This is a genomic window from Aquiflexum balticum DSM 16537 (genome assembly GCF_900176595.1).
Classification (GTDB): domain Bacteria; phylum Bacteroidota; class Bacteroidia; order Cytophagales; family Cyclobacteriaceae; genus Aquiflexum; species Aquiflexum balticum.
The window spans coordinates 391,350-409,241 of the sequence record NZ_LT838813.1 but is presented as its reverse complement, the minus strand read 5'-3'; the positions used below and the strand labels follow the sequence as shown (position 1 = coordinate 409,241).

19 protein-coding genes and 1 tRNA gene are annotated in these 17,892 nt (G+C 38.0%); 7 read left to right on the top strand and 13 right to left on the bottom strand.

Features of this window, described 5'->3' with window-relative positions:
* Positions 1–48: 48 nt before the first annotated feature.
* From B9A52_RS01900 to B9A52_RS01875, 6 genes are all read right to left on the bottom strand, one after another.
* Entirely contained in the window at positions 49–438 is a 390-nt protein-coding gene (locus B9A52_RS01900; RefSeq protein WP_084118708.1) for a type II toxin-antitoxin system VapC family toxin, read from the bottom strand.
* Entirely contained in the window at positions 417–632 is a 216-nt protein-coding gene (locus B9A52_RS01895) for a hypothetical protein (protein ID WP_084118707.1), read from the bottom strand. Before B9A52_RS01895 ends, B9A52_RS01900 begins: the two co-directional genes overlap by 22 nt.
* Positions 633–731: 99 nt before the next feature.
* Positions 732–2,657, bottom strand: coding sequence for an OmpA family protein (locus tag B9A52_RS01890; protein WP_084118706.1), 1,926 nt, complete (start codon positions 2,655–2,657; stop codon positions 732–734).
* Between the two features lie 53 nt (positions 2,658–2,710).
* On the bottom strand, positions 2,711–3,202 hold the full coding sequence (locus tag B9A52_RS01885) for a hypothetical protein (protein WP_084118705.1): 492 nt from the start codon (positions 3,200–3,202) through the stop codon (positions 2,711–2,713).
* A 256-nt stretch (positions 3,203–3,458) separates the two neighbouring features.
* Positions 3,459–4,250, bottom strand: a complete 792-nt coding sequence (locus B9A52_RS01880) for a (Fe-S)-binding protein (RefSeq protein WP_084118704.1) — start codon at positions 4,248–4,250, stop codon at positions 3,459–3,461.
* Between the two features lie 93 nt (positions 4,251–4,343).
* Positions 4,344–5,678 (bottom strand): 4Fe-4S dicluster domain-containing protein, encoded by a 1,335-nt coding sequence (locus B9A52_RS01875; RefSeq protein ID WP_084118703.1) that lies wholly within the window; start codon positions 5,676–5,678, stop codon positions 4,344–4,346.
* Positions 5,679–5,782: 104 nt separating this feature from the next.
* On the opposite strand from B9A52_RS01875, the gene B9A52_RS01870 reads away from it, so the two are divergent.
* From B9A52_RS01870 to B9A52_RS01845, 6 genes are all read left to right on the top strand, one after another.
* A tRNA-Phe gene (locus tag B9A52_RS01870) sits at positions 5,783–5,855 on the top strand.
* Positions 5,856–6,065: 210 nt separating this feature from the next.
* Positions 6,066–6,563 carry an RNA polymerase sigma factor gene (locus tag B9A52_RS01865; protein WP_084118702.1) on the top strand — a complete coding sequence of 166 codons (498 nt, stop codon included), beginning with the start codon at positions 6,066–6,068 and terminating at the stop codon, positions 6,561–6,563.
* Positions 6,544–6,975: a hypothetical protein gene (locus B9A52_RS01860; protein WP_084118701.1), complete on the top strand. Its 432-nt coding sequence runs from the start codon at positions 6,544–6,546 to the stop codon at positions 6,973–6,975. Before B9A52_RS01865 ends, B9A52_RS01860 begins: the two co-directional genes overlap by 20 nt.
* Before the next feature lie 5 nt (positions 6,976–6,980).
* Positions 6,981–7,514, top strand: coding sequence for a DUF4252 domain-containing protein (locus B9A52_RS01855; RefSeq protein ID WP_084118700.1), 534 nt, complete (start codon positions 6,981–6,983; stop codon positions 7,512–7,514).
* A 23-nt stretch (positions 7,515–7,537) separates the two neighbouring features.
* Positions 7,538–8,017, top strand: coding sequence for a DUF4252 domain-containing protein (locus tag B9A52_RS01850; RefSeq protein WP_084118699.1), 480 nt, complete (start codon positions 7,538–7,540; stop codon positions 8,015–8,017).
* A gap of 433 nt (positions 8,018–8,450) precedes the next feature.
* The gene (locus tag B9A52_RS01845) at positions 8,451–9,044 is read left to right on the top strand and encodes a hypothetical protein (protein ID WP_084118698.1); all 594 of its coding nucleotides are present in this window, start codon (positions 8,451–8,453) and stop codon (positions 9,042–9,044) included.
* A 70-nt stretch (positions 9,045–9,114) separates the two neighbouring features.
* Here the strand turns inward: B9A52_RS01845 and B9A52_RS01840 are convergent, their stop codons facing one another.
* From B9A52_RS01840 to accD, 7 genes are all read right to left on the bottom strand, one after another.
* A complete protein-coding gene (locus tag B9A52_RS01840; RefSeq protein ID WP_084118697.1) occupies positions 9,115–10,458 on the bottom strand; it encodes a pseudouridine synthase in 1,344 nt (447 codons plus the stop codon).
* A gap of 113 nt (positions 10,459–10,571) precedes the next feature.
* Positions 10,572–11,381: an N-acetylmuramic acid 6-phosphate etherase gene (gene murQ / locus B9A52_RS01835; protein WP_084118696.1), complete on the bottom strand. Its 810-nt coding sequence runs from the start codon at positions 11,379–11,381 to the stop codon at positions 10,572–10,574.
* Positions 11,378–12,220 carry an N-acetylglucosamine kinase gene (locus tag B9A52_RS01830; protein ID WP_084118695.1) on the bottom strand — a complete coding sequence of 281 codons (843 nt, stop codon included), beginning with the start codon at positions 12,218–12,220 and terminating at the stop codon, positions 11,378–11,380. Before B9A52_RS01830 ends, murQ begins: the two co-directional genes overlap by 4 nt.
* 1 nt (position 12,221) lies before the next feature.
* Complete coding sequence (locus B9A52_RS01825) at positions 12,222–12,452, bottom strand: cytochrome b5 domain-containing protein (RefSeq protein ID WP_084118694.1); 231 nt, start codon at positions 12,450–12,452, stop codon at positions 12,222–12,224.
* A complete protein-coding gene (locus tag B9A52_RS01820; RefSeq protein WP_084118693.1) occupies positions 12,453–13,604 on the bottom strand; it encodes a formimidoylglutamase in 1,152 nt (383 codons plus the stop codon). It lies immediately after the preceding gene.
* 88 nt (positions 13,605–13,692) lie between these two features.
* Positions 13,693–14,997 carry an NADH:ubiquinone reductase (Na(+)-transporting) subunit F gene (gene nqrF, locus B9A52_RS01815; RefSeq protein ID WP_084118692.1) on the bottom strand — a complete coding sequence of 435 codons (1,305 nt, stop codon included), beginning with the start codon at positions 14,995–14,997 and terminating at the stop codon, positions 13,693–13,695.
* A gap of 138 nt (positions 14,998–15,135) precedes the next feature.
* Entirely contained in the window at positions 15,136–15,978 is an 843-nt protein-coding gene (accD, locus tag B9A52_RS01810) for an acetyl-CoA carboxylase, carboxyltransferase subunit beta (protein WP_084118691.1), read from the bottom strand.
* Between the two features lie 271 nt (positions 15,979–16,249).
* Between accD and B9A52_RS01805 the strand changes: the two genes are divergently transcribed.
* On the top strand, positions 16,250–17,884 hold the full coding sequence (locus B9A52_RS01805) for a carbon starvation CstA family protein (protein WP_084118690.1): 1,635 nt from the start codon (positions 16,250–16,252) through the stop codon (positions 17,882–17,884).
* Positions 17,885–17,892 lie beyond the last annotated feature (8 nt).

The following is a 17,892-nucleotide window of genomic DNA, read 5'->3' as shown; positions in this document are numbered from 1 at the left end:
TAAAAGAAGAATTAAAAATCGGTTATTGGAAATGCAGTAAATATTGTTTTACAAACTATGTGGGTCAATAATCTTTAACCCATCAATATTTTTAAAGTCTGATATATTGCGAGAGATTAGAACTAAATCAAAGACTAATGCCGTAGCTGCAATGATGGCATCGGGTAATTTAGTTTTGCGTTTTTTACGGATTTCAATTGTAGCTTCTACTACATTGTCTGTCAAATTCAAAACAGCAGCATCATTAATGAAATTAGAAATAGTTTTGTTATGTTCATCAAGAGAATTAAAGCCCAATAATTCAATTTTGGTTACTACCGAAATATTTGGAATGACATCAATAATGCCATTCAAAAAAATCATTCCTGAAGCAGGAAGTTTATTGCCCAGGTAATCAATTACTGCATTGGTATCAATTAAATACTGCGGTTGTTCCATTCGTTACGGCTTCGTGTTACATAATTTTGAAGTTCGTCAGCCACATCAGATGGTAGCTTTCCAGCATACTTTTCAGAAAGTTTTTCCTGTGGTTGAATATTTTTTTTAAGAACTTTGATAATATTTAAATCTTCCAAATCCTCTAAAAGCTTGTAAGCCTTTTGATTATTGATTTGTACTAAAACTGTTTCCATCGTTGAATTATTTTAATATTGTCAAAATTTAAAATCTGTACCTGACTTTATCAACAGAATAACTGGTACTCCTTTCTACACTGTATTCATTTGCAAGTATCATTCCTTTATTTCAATTACCTTAAATTCAGTTCTTCTATTGGTCTGATGTTCTTCCTCGGTGGTAGCATTGGCAATGATCAATTGACGTTTTCCATAGCCTTTGGCTACTAGTCTGCTCTCATCAATCCCCTGTGAAACCATATAGGCGACAGCTGATTCCGCTCTTCTTTGTGATAAGGCATCGTTATAGGAATCACTTGCCCTATCATCAGTGTGTGAACTAAGTTCAATCCTGATAGAAGGATTATCCTTTAGGATTTTGACCAATTTGTTCAATTCCAAGGCAGCATCAGGCCTGATATCGGCTTTATCCAAATCATAATAGATGTTATCCAATACTATGGATCTTTCCAGAATCAATGGTTCCAATACTATAGTGGTATCCAAAGTTATATTGGTGACTTCCTGAATAAGGTCTTCTGTTCTTGGAGTTTTCCCGATTGTGCTATAAGTAATACTCTTCGCAAAATATCCGCTTTTAGAGGCAATAATGGAGAAATTCTGATCAGGTGCCAAAGTAAATCTTAACCTGCCGTTTTGATTTGAAAAATCCCCACCAATATTTTTATTCGTATTATCATATAGGACCACGCGTGTCTGAGGTAGGATTTTTTCTGCCCCACTATCATCAGTTTCTTTAGTGGTTACATTAAGCAACACATTGACAATTTTTGGTTTAGGGGTTTTATCTTCAAAATAATAAATGTCATCATCTCCCATTCCGCCTTCTCTGTTGGAAGAAAGAAATCCTTCGGTCGGATACTTGGTGAAGAAAATGCCAAAATCATCGGCAACAGTATTGATGTTTGGTCCAAGGTTTTTTACCACCCATCCTTGTTCAGTATTTTCTGCTACAAAAAGATCCAATTTCCCAAAACCGGCATGACCGTCGGAAGCAAAGAAAAGTTTGCCATCAGAGGCCACGTAAGGAAACATTTCATTGCCCGAGGTATTAATAGGAACTCCAAGTCTTACGGCATTCCCGAAATCACCATTAGCCAATTTAGTGGCTTTGTAAAGATCAAAGCCACCCAAACCTTCAGGGCGTAGCGAGGCAAAGTATAATTCATTTCCATCCGGACTAAAGGCAGGAGTAGTATTGGTGTAAAATTCATCCTCATTGACCGGCATCCAAATCGGTTGGGTAAAACCCCCACCTCTAAAATAGGAGGCAAAAAGCTGTACATCGGGTAAATCTTTTGGAGACCTTGAATTGGCCCTTGCATAAATTAAGGTATTGCCATCAGGGCTGATGGCTAAAGATCCTTGATTGAGATTGTCTTCATTTCGAAATTCCGGTAGGGCCTGTACATTCTGAACATCGACTTTAATTCCTTCTACCCTGGTTCTGAACATTTTCAGATAAGGAGTGCCTGTTGCCAAATAAATTCCGCTACTTTGTCTATTACTCGTGAAATATAAAAAACCTTCATTAGCTATGGGAGAATATTCTGCTAAGGGTGTATTCAGCAGCTTATAATTTTCAACTTCCATAAATGGAAAATAGTCTACAATTTCATCCAGTTTGTTCAAATTGTCTATTTCCCGGCTCAATATTCTCAGATAGTTGTCATCAAGCGTCAGATTTTTGGCTTTTGAATAGGCTTCTTTTGCTTCTTCATACTGGCCTTGGCTTTTCAGACTTTGACCGAGCCTAAAATATGTATCAAAAGTTTCCTCTTCCATAGCCACTTTTTCATAGTATGGTTTGGATTGTTCAATCCGATTGGTCAAGCGATAGCTTTCTGCCACATAAAGATTAGCTTCTTTGTTTTCAGGATCTTCTTCCAATATTTTGGAAAATGAACTTATGGCAAGCTGATAATCGCCTTCTTGAAACTGGTTTTGTCCTTTTTGGTACAAACTGGTGCAGGAACTAATCAGTAAGACCGTCAAAACCAGATATACAGCAATATGCTTCATGGGTATTGTCAATAGGTTATTCTCAATGATTTAAATATAGGACATTAATCAATTTAATTCGCAAAGAATTTGTTCAACCAGCTATCTTTTGCATTGATCAGCCATTTGTTTTCCAAATCTCTTTTTTCTCTAACGAGAGGATTGAGGACAAGGGTTTCAGGTTGCAGCTTACCACTGCTTATACTTTCTTTTATCTTAAAGACGGAATTCACTGCAAGCTTGTCCTTCTCTTCAAGAAAACCCACTTTCCCCTGATCCAATAAATTAATACCAAGTTTTTCCTCTATTTCTCTTAGGATACGGACCGAACTGTCAATGGAACAGCCAGAAGCACCAAGCCGACTTTCATCTACTGAGAATACAATCACCTGGTTAAACTTGATAGAAAAAGAAGTTGGCATCACACTGCCATGCGTATTCCATTGATTACAAAAAACCTCCAATTGTGAAGAAATCCACTCCGTTTCTTTTGGGGTAAAATCTCTATCGGATTGGTATACCCATATTCTTGAGTGGGCGGGCATTTGATCAAATTCCAAATACATATGTTTGATTATTTAAATATCTTAAAATAAGGAGAATTCACTCAAATTAGTTCTCTTAATTAACGGAGAAAAGAAGGATTGGGTATTATAATTCAACAATTAAATCCGCTAATCAAACCATGATATTCCGTTAATAATTTGAAATAAATGGTTTGATGGGGCCTACTCTAAATTTAAATCAAGCCATTTGTCTGCTTTTTCTTGCGCCTACTTCCAAAAGGGAATTAAATCAACTCCGCCAATGGTATCTTCCTGATCAAATACCCATATCCTTTGCAAGCATTTCTGCCAGGTCATAAACTTTTACTTCATGCTCTTTTTCTTTATTTTTCACCCCATCCGACATCATTGTCAAGCAGAAAGGACAACCTACAGCTATGGCCGAAGCTCCTGTTGCCAATGCTTCCTCAGTCCTTTCGATATTGATGTCTTTTTTTCCGGGCTCGGGTTCTTTGAACATTTGCGCACCACCGGCCCCACAGCAAAGTCCTTTGGTACGACACCTTTTCATTTCCACTAATTCTATGTCCAAAGCTTTGATTACTTCTCTTGGCGCTTCATATACATCATTCGCTCGCCCCAGGTAGCAGGAATCATGAAAGGTGATCTTTTTACCTTTAAATTCTCCTCCTCCTTTTAAAGTTATTTTCCCAGCATTGATCAGTTGCTGAAGGAATTGGGAATGGTGCAATACTTCATAATTTCCGCCCAAAGCAGGATATTCATTTTTGATGGTATTGAAACAGTGGGGGCAGGCGGTCACTACTTTTTTGATGTCATAGCCGTTCAAAACCTGAATATTTGCTACGGCCTGCATCTGAAACAGGAATTCATTTCCCGCTCTTCTTGCCGGATCACCGGTGCAAGCCTCTTCAGTTCCCAATACTGCAAAATCCACTCCGACCTTATTGAGTATTTTGACAAAAGCTTGGGTTACTGTTTTATATCGGTCATCAAAAGATCCAGCACAGCCAACCCAAAAAAGAATTTCTGGGCTTTTGCCGGAAGCGGCCATTTCGGCCATGGTGGGTACTTTATATGTTGACATTTTTATAGATGTGAGATGTGAGACATAAGACATGAGACTTGAGACATGACCACTAGAAATTCTTGTGGCTCACGTCTTGAGTCTTATGTCTATTTATTTTACTTCTTCATTTTTCACTTTATCCGCCCAATTGAACCTGTCAGTTGGAGGAAATTTCCAAGGAGAAAATGATGTTTCCATATTTTGGAACATGGCATTCCATTGGGCAGGAGAGGCGGATTCCTCCATAGATACATATCTTCTGAGTTGTAAGATAATGGATAGTGGATCAATATTGATGGGACAAGCTTCCACGCAGGCGTTACAGGAGGTACAGGCATTGATTTCTTCTTTGGTAATGTAATCTCCCAATAAAGATTTCCCGTCTTCAAGCCCTTGGCCGCCTTTGTCTAGGCTCTTTCCGACTTCTTCCGCCCGGTCACGGACATCCATCATGATTTTCCTTGGGGAAAGCTTTTTGCCGGTGATATTGGCGGGGCACTCAGCGGTACATCTTCCACATTCAGTGCAACTATAAGCATTCATCACATTGACCCATGTCAGGTCATTGATGTCTTTGGCACCAAATCTTCCAATCTCGGTAGGAGGTTCCTGGGCACTTTCAGTTGCCAATCCCAGCATCATATTTACCTCATTTGTCACTTCAGGCATGTTTTTCATTTCACCTTTTGGCTTAAGGTTGGAATACCAGGTATTGGGAAAGGCCAGGAAAATATGTAAGTGCTTGGAGTAGGTCACATACACTGCAAAACCCAAAATACCTATAATATGAAACCACCAGGCAAATCTTTCAATAAATATCAAAGACGCATCTCCCATGCCTTCAAACAAAGGTTGAATCATGCTACTGAAAAATAGACCATTAAGCAAATTATAATGATCCACACCTCTTGCAGCCAAAATCTGATCCGTAGCATTCATAGTCAGGATTGCTAACATAAGAATGATTTCGATTACCAATATCAGATTGGCATCCAAAGAAGGCCATCCTTTCATCTCCGGTTTTGTAAACCTTTCCACTTTAATTACATTTCTTCGCACAAGAAAAGCCACACAGGATACTAAAACAGCAATAGCCAAGAATTCAAAGATATTCATTGCCACACCATAAGCTGCACCCAAAAATGGAGCAAAAATCCTGTGACTTCCGGAAATACCATCGATGATAAATTCGAGCACTTCAAGATTGATGATAACAAAGGCTACATATATCAATAGGTGGAGAAATGCAGGTCCAAATCTTTTGAACATCTTCTGCTGTCCAAATGCAACCAATAGCATAGTCTTCCATCGCTTATCTTGTTGGTCATTTCTGGTCTCTCCTTTGCCCAAGAAAATGTTTCTCCTTAAATAGCGGACTCTTTTGAATAAAATATAGGCGGCCACCGCAATTACAAGGATAAAAACCAGTTGTGGTAAAATGCTCATATTGTTTGATTTAGCGTTTTTGGATTGGATTTATATTAATTTTTTGTTCAAATGGTTTGCTTGAAAGGTTCAAATATCTACCTTTGCATCACTTTATCAGAAACGGTGATATAGCTCAGTTGGTAGAGCATCGGACTGAAAATCCGTGAGTCGGTGGTTCGAGTCCACTTATCACCACAGGCCCCTTTGAAAAAAGGGGCTTTTTTTATGTCCAAATTTAGATCCGAGGCTGAGGTTGAAGAATTCATTTTCCCTAATTTGAAAGTGGCAAAATAATAAATAGTAGGCATGCATACTATTTTTATCCATAATTTAAATTCAATCTAATTTCTGATTTTTTTTCCAAATTGCTGTAACATTTCAAATTTCCAATCATCATCTACCTGAATGAAGACTTTTTTTGAAGCACATATATGGACGCTAAAAAACAAACTCTACAGAATGGCATACCTCTGGGTGAAAGACAGGGATGTCGCTCAGGATGTATTGCAGGCTGTTTTTGAAAAAGCATGGCAAAGAAAAGAGGAGCTTCAAAAAATGGATAATCCCACCGGATGGATGGTAAAAAGCTTGAAAAACGAGAGCCTTCAATATTTTCGATCGATCAAAAAGATTGAACCAATTGAAGGTATTGATTTTCAGGCAGGGATTGAGGAGGATAAAGAGGGGGTATCTGAACGTGTGAATTTGGTATTTCAATTCTTGGAAAAGTTACCTGATAAACAGCGGGAGATCTTTGAGTTGAGGGAAGTAGAAGGTTTGACATATGAAGAAATTGCTGAATATCTTGAAATAAGTCTGGATCAGGTTAAGGTCAATTTGCATAGAGCAAGAAAAGCATTACGGGACTATTTTAGAGTTAGAAATGAAAAATCAACTGGATAAATTATTTGACAAATACTGGGAGGGTGAAACTTCTCCTGAAGAGGAAAAAATCCTTAGGGACTTGCTTTTGCAGTCAGAAGGTTATGAAGCAGAAAAAGATTTTTTTCTTGGATTGGAAGAAATCGCTGCAATCAAGGAAAATGACCTCACTTTGGAAAAACCGATTAGAAAATTCAGTTTTTCAAGATGGCTGAGTATTGCTGCCTTGTTTTTGGTTTTTCTCGTTGCGGGGGTTACGATTCGTCAAAACCTTCAAAAACAAGCTGAAGAAGAGGCTTATGAAAAAGTGATGAATGCATTTGCACTGATCAATGAAAATATGCAAAAAGGTACGGGAAGTTTGGAATTGATGCAGGATTTCAGGCATCTCAATGCTCCTCAGGAAATTTTCGAAATTAAAGAAACTAAGTAAAGGATATGAAAAGAAGTATTTTATTAATCGCTATATACCTGATAGTATCAGGAGTACAGGCCCAGGACGATGCCATAATGAGGTTTTTTTCCAAATACATGGAAGATGACCGCTTTTCCAGGGTATATATCAGTCCCAAAATGATGCAGATGGCAGGAGGATTTTTGAAATCGGAAGGTGAAGGTGCTGACAAAGATGCAGCTGATTTGGGTGAATTGATCAGTAAGGTGAGAGGGATAAGGATTTTAACTGCTGACAGCATAAATGGAAAACCACTTTATACAGAGGCTATGAATACGCTTTCAAAGAACAAATATGAAGACCTGATGGATGTGCAGGACAAGAGTTCAAGTGTGAAATTCATGGTTAGGGAAGAAGGTGGGAAAGTGAAAGAGCTGTTAATGATTACAGGTTCATCTGAGAGTTTTGCCCTACTGAGCATGCTGGGGGATTTTACCTATCAGGATTTGAATATTTTGGCAGATAAGACCAATATGCCTGGTATGAAGGAATATAAAAGTGGAAATACAAACAAATGAAAATCATATAAACCAACTAAAAAATGAAAAATTTAACCTTATTGCTGTTTTTCTTTATTTTGAGTACAGTTGCTTTTTCGCAAAGCAAAAGTGTAGAAGCGCTTTATCAAAAGTACAAGTCCAATGATGACTTCTTCCATATGGATGTTGGAGGCAATTTTATGAATTTTGCCAAAGGATTCAATGTGAAATTGGATGAAGCCGAGATGGAAGGAATTGTTCAATCCTTGGAAAGGGTAAAATTATTTAAATTACCAGAGAACAGTCCAAATGGGAAAGCCGAATTCAAAACGCTCCACAAGGCCTTGGAAAAAGAAAAGTATGAAGTGATGTTAGAAGCAACTGACAAAGGAAATGGGATTTTGATTTTTACCAAAGGAGATAAACAGATCAGTGATGTCGTAGTGCTCCTAAATGATAAAGAGGGAGATCTTATGGTAGTGGAATTGCAGGGTAATTTTGATTCTAAAGCATTGGCTGATGCTGGAAAAGCTATCCGATAGATAAAAAAAACTATAGATTGAATGTTTGATAATAGCGTGGTAGAAATAAATACCACGCTTTATTTTTTATATTTTGTTATGATGTATTGAATATTTTTTTCTTCTATGTCAGAAAATCTTTGGACAAAATTTTAATTGGTTTTAGTAAAGAATAGTTAAAATATTCTCACCATGGCATCGATTCCGAAAAAATTTTATGTAATTATTAAATCCGTAAAAATTATTTTATTTTTTTGAATAATCATTAATAAAACATAATATATTTTGTATTATTTGTAATTAAGGAAAATTTGGTCTAGGTTTGTATCGAAGTCATTCCACAATTTGACTTAATTCTTCCCAAGGTAACCGGCCTCACATTGTTTGAAATAGGGAAAATCCCTAAGAGGTAATTCAAGACAAAAATTTCTAAAACCTATTAACTATTATTACCATGAAAAAAGTAATCATTGCACTCATCTTTGCAGTTGGCGTTTCAGTAAGCGCCATGGCAAACACAGCAGGTTCCGAAGAACCTGAAAAAACAGCGGTATCCCTTAAAAAAGTGGATCAAAACAAAGTCCAGTTATTCTACGGTCTCCATGAAGAGAGTACCATATTGGTGAAAATCTTTGATGAAAATCATTTTCTGGTACAGAAAGACAGAACTGTATCCAAAAATGCATTTGCCAAATATTATGATTTTTCCCAATTGGCTCCCGGAATTTACAAAGTAGAGCTCTTTTCCAACAATGAATTGGTAGATGAGATCGAGATGGACATGCGCAACATAGCAGCGCAACCTACAGTTTATTCAAGTTTGGAAAAAGTAGACAACAACAAATATAAATTGCTTGTCAATTCAATATTGGCTTCAGATATGTCTGTGTATATATATTCAAATGACCAATTGATACATGAAGAAAAATTTGATAACGTAACTGGATTTCAGAAACTCTATAAAATGGAAGGAGTAAGCTCAAATTCAAAACTGGAGTTTTTTGTAAAAACAAGTGACGGCTTCAAAAATTTAATGGCAGCCAAATAAACTAAACCAACAATAAAAATAAAAAGGCCAAGGTGGGAACCTTGGCCTTTCACTATTTTATCAACTTGATTTATAAAAAGTACTTCAATTTGACAACTTCTTTTTCACTGAGAAATCTGAATTTTCCTCTTGGGAGGTCCTTTTTATCCAAACCGGCATACATTACTCTGTCCAGACCGACTACTTCATAACCCAAGTGTGCAAAGATTCTTCTGACAATCCTGTTTTTCCCTACGTGGATCTCAAGACCTAATATGGTTCTGTCTTTGGAGAGAACCTGTATATCATCCACTTTGACTGGACCGTCTTCCAAGGTCAACCCTTCAGATATTTCTTTTTCATGGTTGCTTGTGATCGGTTTGTCCAAAGTAACCTGATATATTTTTTTGATGTTATTTGAAGGATGCGAAAGTTTGGCAGCCAATTCTCCATCATTGGTAAACAAAAGCAAACCTGTGGTATTCCTATCCAGCCTTCCTACAGGAAATACTCTTTCTTTGCAGGCATTTTCCAAAAGATGCATCACTGTTTTCCTTTCCATTGGGTCGTCTGTAGTAGTGATAAAATCCTTGGGTTTGTTCATCAGGATATAGACCGGTTTCTCAGGATTGATTAATTTACCTTTATAGATGACCTTATCCGTCTTGAGGACTTTGTGGCCAAGTTCTGTGATGACTTCACCATTAACCGTTATTTCCCCTTTAAGGATGAGTTGGTCTGCTTCTCTTCTTGAGCAGATTCCGGAATTTGAAATATATTTGTTCAGCCTAAAAACATCGGAAACCTCTTTTTTTCCATGGTTTTTTTCCAATTTATCAAAATTATACTGAGGTCTTTCTTCCTGTGGAGTTTGTGTTGAAAAGGGTTTCTTGAATTTTTTCTTATAAGGAGTTTCCTTTGGAAGTTCAGATTTGGGGACCATTTCATAGATTGGTTTTTCGTCTTTCCCACGTCCTCTATAGACACTCTTAAATTCCCCTTCCTTTTTTTCTTCTACAGGTGATTTTCTGCTTTCTCTTGTATCTGCGGGTTGGCTCCTTTCCTCTCTTGAACCTCTGTACGAATTCGGTTTTTTCTCACTTCCTCTTTCTACAAAAACACTTTGGGATTCCCTATCCTCGGATTTTTTTCTGGGTTCTCTTGTGTCATCAGTTCTTTTTTGATAGGAAGGCTTTTCTGGTTTATCAAATCTGCCTGATTTTTTAAAATCTGATTTTGAATAGTCTTTATCCTTGGAAAAACCACTTTTTTTAAAATCCTTTTTTTCAAATGCTTCATCACCATAAGGCTTGGATTTTTTGTAGTCTTTCCCTGAAGAAAATTCTTTTTTCTCTCCGAATTTACTTCGCCCTTTTTCAGGGCCTGATTTGCCTTCACTTTTACGATCAGGTCTTCTGCTGTTATCTTTTTTCATTGTATGCAGCATCTCTGCTGGATTTATATAAATTCCTTTTAGGTGGAAATTAACTCCCTGAATCTAAAAGGGATGCAAAGATAAGCAAAGTTCCATTAAAAAATATGAATGATTTAATTCTTGGAATAAAAAGCTTCAACAGCTGCCCGAACCGAGCCATATTGCAACAGTAATTCTTTGGCCCCACTTTCTTCCAGGCCTGTGGATTCCATAATCATACGCGTTCCCCTTACAACCAATTTTTTATTGGAAAGCTGCATATCCACCATCTTATTTCCTTTTACACGTCCCAATTTGATCATTACAGTAGTAGAGATCATATTTAAGACCAGCTTTTGGGCTGTACCTGCTTTCATTCTGGTGCTGCCTGTCACAAACTCTGGCCCTACAATAACTTGGATGGGGAACTTTACAGCTGCTGAAAGAGGTGTATTTAAATTGCAAGTGATACATCCCGTCAATAGACCAGCATTATTTGCAGCTTTGACTCCTCCTATGACATAAGGGGTAGTACCTGAAGCGGCTATTCCGATCACTGTATCATTTTCGTTGAAGCCAAATTCATTGATATCCTTCCAGGCCTGATCAGGATTATCTTCTGCATTTTCGACGGCCTTACGGATTGCATAGTCTCCTCCGGCAATAATTCCGATAACCCAGTCATGGGGAACTCCGTAAGTAGGGGGGCATTCAGAAGCATCCAAAATACCTAATCTACCACTTGTACCGGCACCAATATAAAATAATCTCCCTCCTTTTTTCATTCTAGGGATGATTTCAGCGATCAATTTTGCAATTGCATCTAATTGGTCTTCGACAGCAAAAGCGACTTTTTTGTCTTCTTCATTAATATTTTGGAGCAGAGACGGAATGTCCATTTGCTCGAGGTTATCATACAGGGATGGGCTTTCTGTTGTACTCATAGCAATTCTTGGTGATAAAGTGTTAGTCCGGCAATTGGGCCTTCAATAATCAGGTTGACATGTATTCCAGCGTCATAGGCTGCACTTCTGAGTATATCACTGTTGTGGAAGGCGATTGAACCAACAAAATTGACAGGTTTCTTTTTATAATCTTTATATTTCATGACGTGCTTTTTGAAAAAATCCTGAAAGGAATTATAGTAAAGCATGTAGCAATAAGGGTCACTGATGTGCTCTGTAATAAACCTACAAAAACTGGCCATATACCTGCCGGGAAAAGGTCTTTGATAAACATTTTCAATAATGATCTGATTATCAAGCTGAAATTTATCAATCACTTTTTCACGTAATTTTTCAGGCATTTCTTCATAAATAAAATCCTGTAAAAATTTCCTGCCGATGTATGCGCCACCGCCCTCATCTCCCAAAATATAGCCAGGGGCAGGTCTTTTGGCTATAATTACCTCTCCATCATAGTCACAGCTATTTGATCCGGTACCCAAAATGCAGGCTATTCCGGGCTGATACCCGCAGGTAGCCCTCGCTGCTGCCATTAGGTCATGATCGACATTTATTTCTGCGCTCTTAAAAATGCTTTTGAGGGCATTCGTAACCTGCAACCGGTTTTTTTGGGACCCGCATCCTGCTCCGTAATAGTAAATAGTTTCTACTTTATCCCGCAGATTCAACAAAAAGTCATCCTGAAGTTCATTGGACATTTCTTCCGCAGTTTGGTAATTGGGATTAAAACCAATACCCTTGTGTTGTCCAATTTCACCTTTTTGGTTGATCACTCTCCAGTCAGTTTTGCTGGCACCGCTATCTGCTATCAATATCATATTATTTCATCAATTGACCGATGGTCATGAATTTTTGGAATACCTCCGCAGTGTGCGGGGCATCGGGCAGTTCATCAGTCAAATCCTGTCCTGCCCAATGTTCATAATGTTTGCCATTTTTCCAGAGCCTGGATTCAGTGACATCATAAATGATGCCCTGGTAAGCTACCCAAATCTCAGGTTTGTCCTGACCGTTTCTAAGTGCCAATTGCTGTAAGCTGTAAATTTTCATTTAGAATAATTTGAGCTGGGCGTTTATCCACCTTTCAGGAATCTCGCCTGATTGAGCCATCTGATAATCCTGATAGCTGCAGGGGATTATTGTGGTTCGGTCAAATTTTTTCTGATCACCCTGCGGAACTTCCATCCACCACTTATCACTTCTTATACTTTTGTAAAATATCAGGACAGAAGGCTGTGAATCCAAAGATACAGTATATTTGATATAATCGCTGCTTTTGAAGGATAGGCTGTCTTTTCTCTCAAAAAAGCCTTCAATAAAATACCAAACCATGGTGGCAATAATGGTAGCTGTCTTGTTTCTATTGTCATCAAAATAGGGTTGATAACCATAAATGCCTATCGAGGAAAGTTTTTCATTCATTCCGGCAAACCTACAAATCTGACATGCCTCTTCCCCGGTCAGCCCAAAGGGCTGCGCATCTGCTGCACCCGGTGCATCGGCTGATTGGATGGCACAGATATCAAAACTCAATAAATCAGCATTCCGGATAAGCGGTTCAACTTCCTGGAAGTTACTCCTAAGGTTACCGACCCGGACATGGTCAAAGTGTAATTTTTCTAAAACTCCGATCAGATCGATATCCGTAAGGAAACTTTGATAAGCCAAGTGACTGTAGTTGAAAAGGAAATTGGGTTGGTGAAGAATGATGTCCTGTGAGTGTCTTTCAGAAGGAGTTCCGTCTTCTTCCATGTCAATTTTCGCATCAATGGTGAGCATGGATACCAATTTATCCAATCTTTGATATGAAAGATATTGTCCAAGATCCAAATCATGGGATCCACCCAAAAAAACCGGAAGGATCTGCTTTTTGATCAAAAATTCGCCTACCGAATAGATGGCTTTCAGTGTATCTTCTAAAGTATCTCCATTTTTCAGGTCGCCCAAATCCGCAATTTTATAAAGGCCATTCCCTTTTTTTAAGTGATAAAGTTTTTCCCTGATTTCAGAAGCACCTCTTTCAATGCTGTCATTTTTAAGAATTCCTCTTTTTTCAGTGAGTCCCACTATTGCAATCTGTAAGCCTTTTAAATCAGGAAAAGTGTCTCCGAAATAATGGATATAATTGAAAAATGAGTTAGAGCTGTATTTCTGGGAAGTGATGTACTCTGGAATAGGTTCAAAGAATTGCTGTATTTCCATTGCTCGGGTTTAGAATGCTATCCAAAAATAATTAAAAAATCCTGAGTAAATAAAAAAGTCCCGCTTTTGCGGGACTCTATTTGGTATTTTATCCTCCAAAGTCATCAAACCTGATATTTTCCTGAGGGATACCCATATCATCGAGAAGCTTCAAAACCGCTGCATTCATCAATGGTGGCCCACATAGGTAATATTCCACCTCATCCGGTTCAGGGTGGTTTTTAAGGTAATTGTCATAAAGTACCTGATGGATAAATCCGATATAGCCATCACCTTTATTGTCATCAAGAGAAGTTTTCAACTTCCAATTGTCTTCCGGAAGCGGTTCAGACAAACCAATATGGAATTGGAAATTCGGGAATTCCTTTTCAATTTCTCTGAATTGAGGAGTGTAAAAGAGTTCTTTTTTAGATCTGCCACCATACCAATAGGAAACTTTTCTATCAGTTTTCTCAGTATGGAAAAGGTGGAAAATATGTGATCTCAATGGGGCCATTCCTGCACCACCACCAATATAAATCATTTCTCTCTGGGTAGGATTGATATGGAATTCTCCATAAGGTCCTGAAATGGTCACTTTATCTCCGGGTTTTCTGGAGAAAACATAGGAAGAACAAACTCCCGGATTTACATCCATCCATTTGTTATTGGCCCTATCCCACGGTGGAGTAGCAATACGGATGGTCAACATTACTATATTTCCTTCAGCAGGGTGATTGGCCATGGAATAAGCTCGGAAGAGTTCCTCGTCATTTTTCATGGTCAAATCCCAAAGTCCGAATTTGTCCCAATCACTTTGATATACGTCTTTGGGGTGTCCCAAATCCGGATGTGGAGTGATATCCATGTCCTTGAAGTTGACAGTAATTACTGGTACGTCAATTTGAATGTATCCCCCTGATTCAAATTCAAGTATTTCACCTTCAGGTAATTTTACTTTAAATTCTTTGATAAAAGTAGATACGTTGTAGTTGGAAATAACTTCGCACTCCCATTTCTTTATTCCAAAAATTTCTTCAGGAATACGGATTTTCATATCCTGTTTAACTTTTACCTGACAGGACAATCTTACATTTCCTTGTTTTTCTGCTCGGCTGAGGTGACCTTCTTCAGTAGGCAGGACTTCTCCACCTCCTTCTTCAATGACACATTTACACATAGCACATGTACCTCCGCCACCACAGGCAGAAGGAAGGAAGATCTTCTTATTGCCAAGTGTACTCAGCAAAGTAGAGCCCGCCGAAGCAACGATGGGGTTACTTTCATCCCCATTGACAATAATTTTAACATCTCCCGAAGCAACCAATTTAGATTGGGCAAACAAGAGGATAAAAACAAGTAGCAGTATGATTATAGTAAATGCTACAATTGAGGTAATAATTACTGAACCCATTTAAATGATTATTTTACTTTTAATTTTCAGTATCGGAGCCCATTTTGGGAACACAAATATATTTATTAATCAATAAAATCGGCGAAAAAGAACTTGAATTTTCCTTTTTACTTTTTATTGATTCAATAGAGTAACTGATTAATTCTTCAGAAGGTTTAGGAGTGTAGTCAATCTGTTTTTCAACTGCCGTCTATCGATGATAAAATCCAAAAAGCCGTGTTCCAAAACAAACTCAGAACTTTGAAATCCTTTTGGCAAATCTTTTCCGATGGTTTCTCTGATTACCCTTGGACCGGCAAAACCAATTAATGCACCTGGTTCGGCTATATTAAAATCCCCCAACATGGCATAGGATGCCGTAACTCCGCCTGTAGTCGGATCTGTCAAAAGACTTATATAGGGAATAGCGGCTTTATCCAATAATGCAAGTTTTGCAGAAGTTTTTGCCATTTGCATCAAACTGAATCCCGCCTCCATCATTCTGGCTCCACCTGATTTGGAAATCATCAAAAAAGGAATTTTGTTTTTGAGGGAATGGTCGATAGCACGGGAGATTTTCTCGCCGACCACGGAACCCATTGAACCCCCAATAAAATTAAAATCCATACAAGCTACCACCAATTCAAGATTGTTCATTTTCCCAACAGCGGTCCGGACTGCATCTTTCAATTCAGTTTTTGAAATTGTTGCCTCAATCCTTGAATTATAAGGTTTGGTATCTACAAATTTTAAAGGATCACCGGAAACCATGTTTGTGTCAAGTTCGGTAAATTTATTTTCGTCAAATAAAATTTCAAAATATTCTTTGGAACCGATTTTAACATGGTATTCGTCATCAGGGCATACGTAAGAATTGTTTTTGAGCTCACGTGTATGTATAATGTTACCTTGGGGGGTTTTATACCAAAGTCCGTCAGGCGTGTCTTTTTTTTCTTCCGTAGAAGTTTTGATTCCTTTATCTGTCCTTTTAAACCAAGCCATAATATTTTTTTTAATTCTGAAACTTCCGTTTCAAGGGAATACAAATTTATAGGTATTATCCGTTAAATAAAATTTGACTTCAACTTCATTCTACCAGAGATCAGTAAGAGCCTTAAATTGCATTCTGATAAACCTGATTGGTATAAGGATTAATTTGTCTATACCTAAAGGAGCATTTAATTCTGAGGTGATTTTTCAAACTTGATAATTTCATTTGTTATTTGAAGGATTTAATTGAAATTCATACTTTCCTAACGATTTACATTCCAATATGAGCCTTACTGCCCTTCTTGTTATTTCAGCGATTATTTTAACAACTGCCTATTTTACTTATGGCAAATATGTTTATAAAAAATTTGGTCTTGATGATTCCAGAAAGGCGCCTTCTCATACGTATTCAGATGGAATTGATTATGTTCCAAGCAAGCCGATTGTGGTCTTGGGCCACCACTTTGCTTCCATTGCAGGGGCTGGACCAATTGTAGGTCCTATTATCGCTGTTACTTTTGGTTGGATTCCTGCAGTTATTTGGATACTGGTTGGGGGGATATTTTTTGGGGCAGTTCATGACTTGGGAAGTATGGCTGCTTCTCTGAGGAATCAAGGAAAATCCATTGGTGTGATCATTGAAAAAAACATAGGCAAAAAAGGAAAGCAGTTGTTTATTGTTTTTAGTTTTTCTACACTGATTCTGGTCATCGGTGTATTTGCCGATATAATTGCCAAAACTTTTGTAAATAATCCTGGAGTTGCATCAGCATCCCTTTTATTTATTGGTTTGGCAGTTGCATTTGGATTGGTCAATAAATTGATCGGAAGCAGTAAGAGAGCATTTTTGATCATTTCTATATTGGGGATTATTTTGATGTACTATTTTGTCTTTTTAGGCATGCAGTTACCTTTCGTTTTGGATTATCAAATCTGGATATATATGCTGCTTGGCTACGCTTTTATTGCTTCAGTTACCCCGGTTTCGATGTTGTTGCAGCCAAGGGATTATCTCAACAGCTTTTTATTGTATGGGTTGATCATAGCCGCAGTGGTAGGCGTTTTTATTGCCAATCCTGAAATCAAAATGGATAATGAGATTCACCTCAATGCGGATAATTTGGGTTATCTGTTTCCGGTTTTGTTCGTAACTATTGCCTGTGGTGCCATCAGCGGATTCCACTCCCTTGTTGCTTCGGGCACTACTTCCAAACAATTGGATAAAGAAAGTGATGCCAAAGTAGTTGGATTTGGAGGGATGTTGATTGAATCTTTTTTGGCGATTATTTCAGTAGCTGCGGTTATTGTTTTGAGTAGAGGGGAATATTTGGGAAGGTTGGGTGAAGAAGGCCCGGTCCCACTTTTTGCCAGTGGATTGGGGAGCATGATTGCTTCAATGGGGATTTCTGAATCCTTTGCAGTTGGATTTGTAGCTTTGACAGTTTCTGCTTTTGCATTGACAACTTTGGATACCTGTACCCGATTGGCAAGATTCACCTTGCAGGAATACTTCGAAGATGTCAAAAATCCGATTGGAGCCAAAATATCGCAAAACAGGTATATATCTACTATGGTAGTGGTGTTGCTATCCATATTGCTTTTGGCATCAGGAAGTTTTACCACGCTTTGGCCAATTTTTGGTTCTGCCAATCAACTGTTGGCTGCATTGGCGCTTTTGACCATAGCAGTTTGGTTGATGAGAAAAAAGATCAATGCTACTTTCGTGACCATACCCATGTTTTTTATGTTCACTGTCACTTTGACCTCATTGGGCTTGTTTGCATGGAAAAACTATCAGGATAAAGTTTATGTACTTTCCTTGATCGCAGGATTGCTTTTTGTTTTATCTATTTCCCTGATTGTTCTTGCGGGCAAAAGCCTAAGAAAAGAAATTGAAGAACCTGTGAAAACTACTTGAAATTGTTT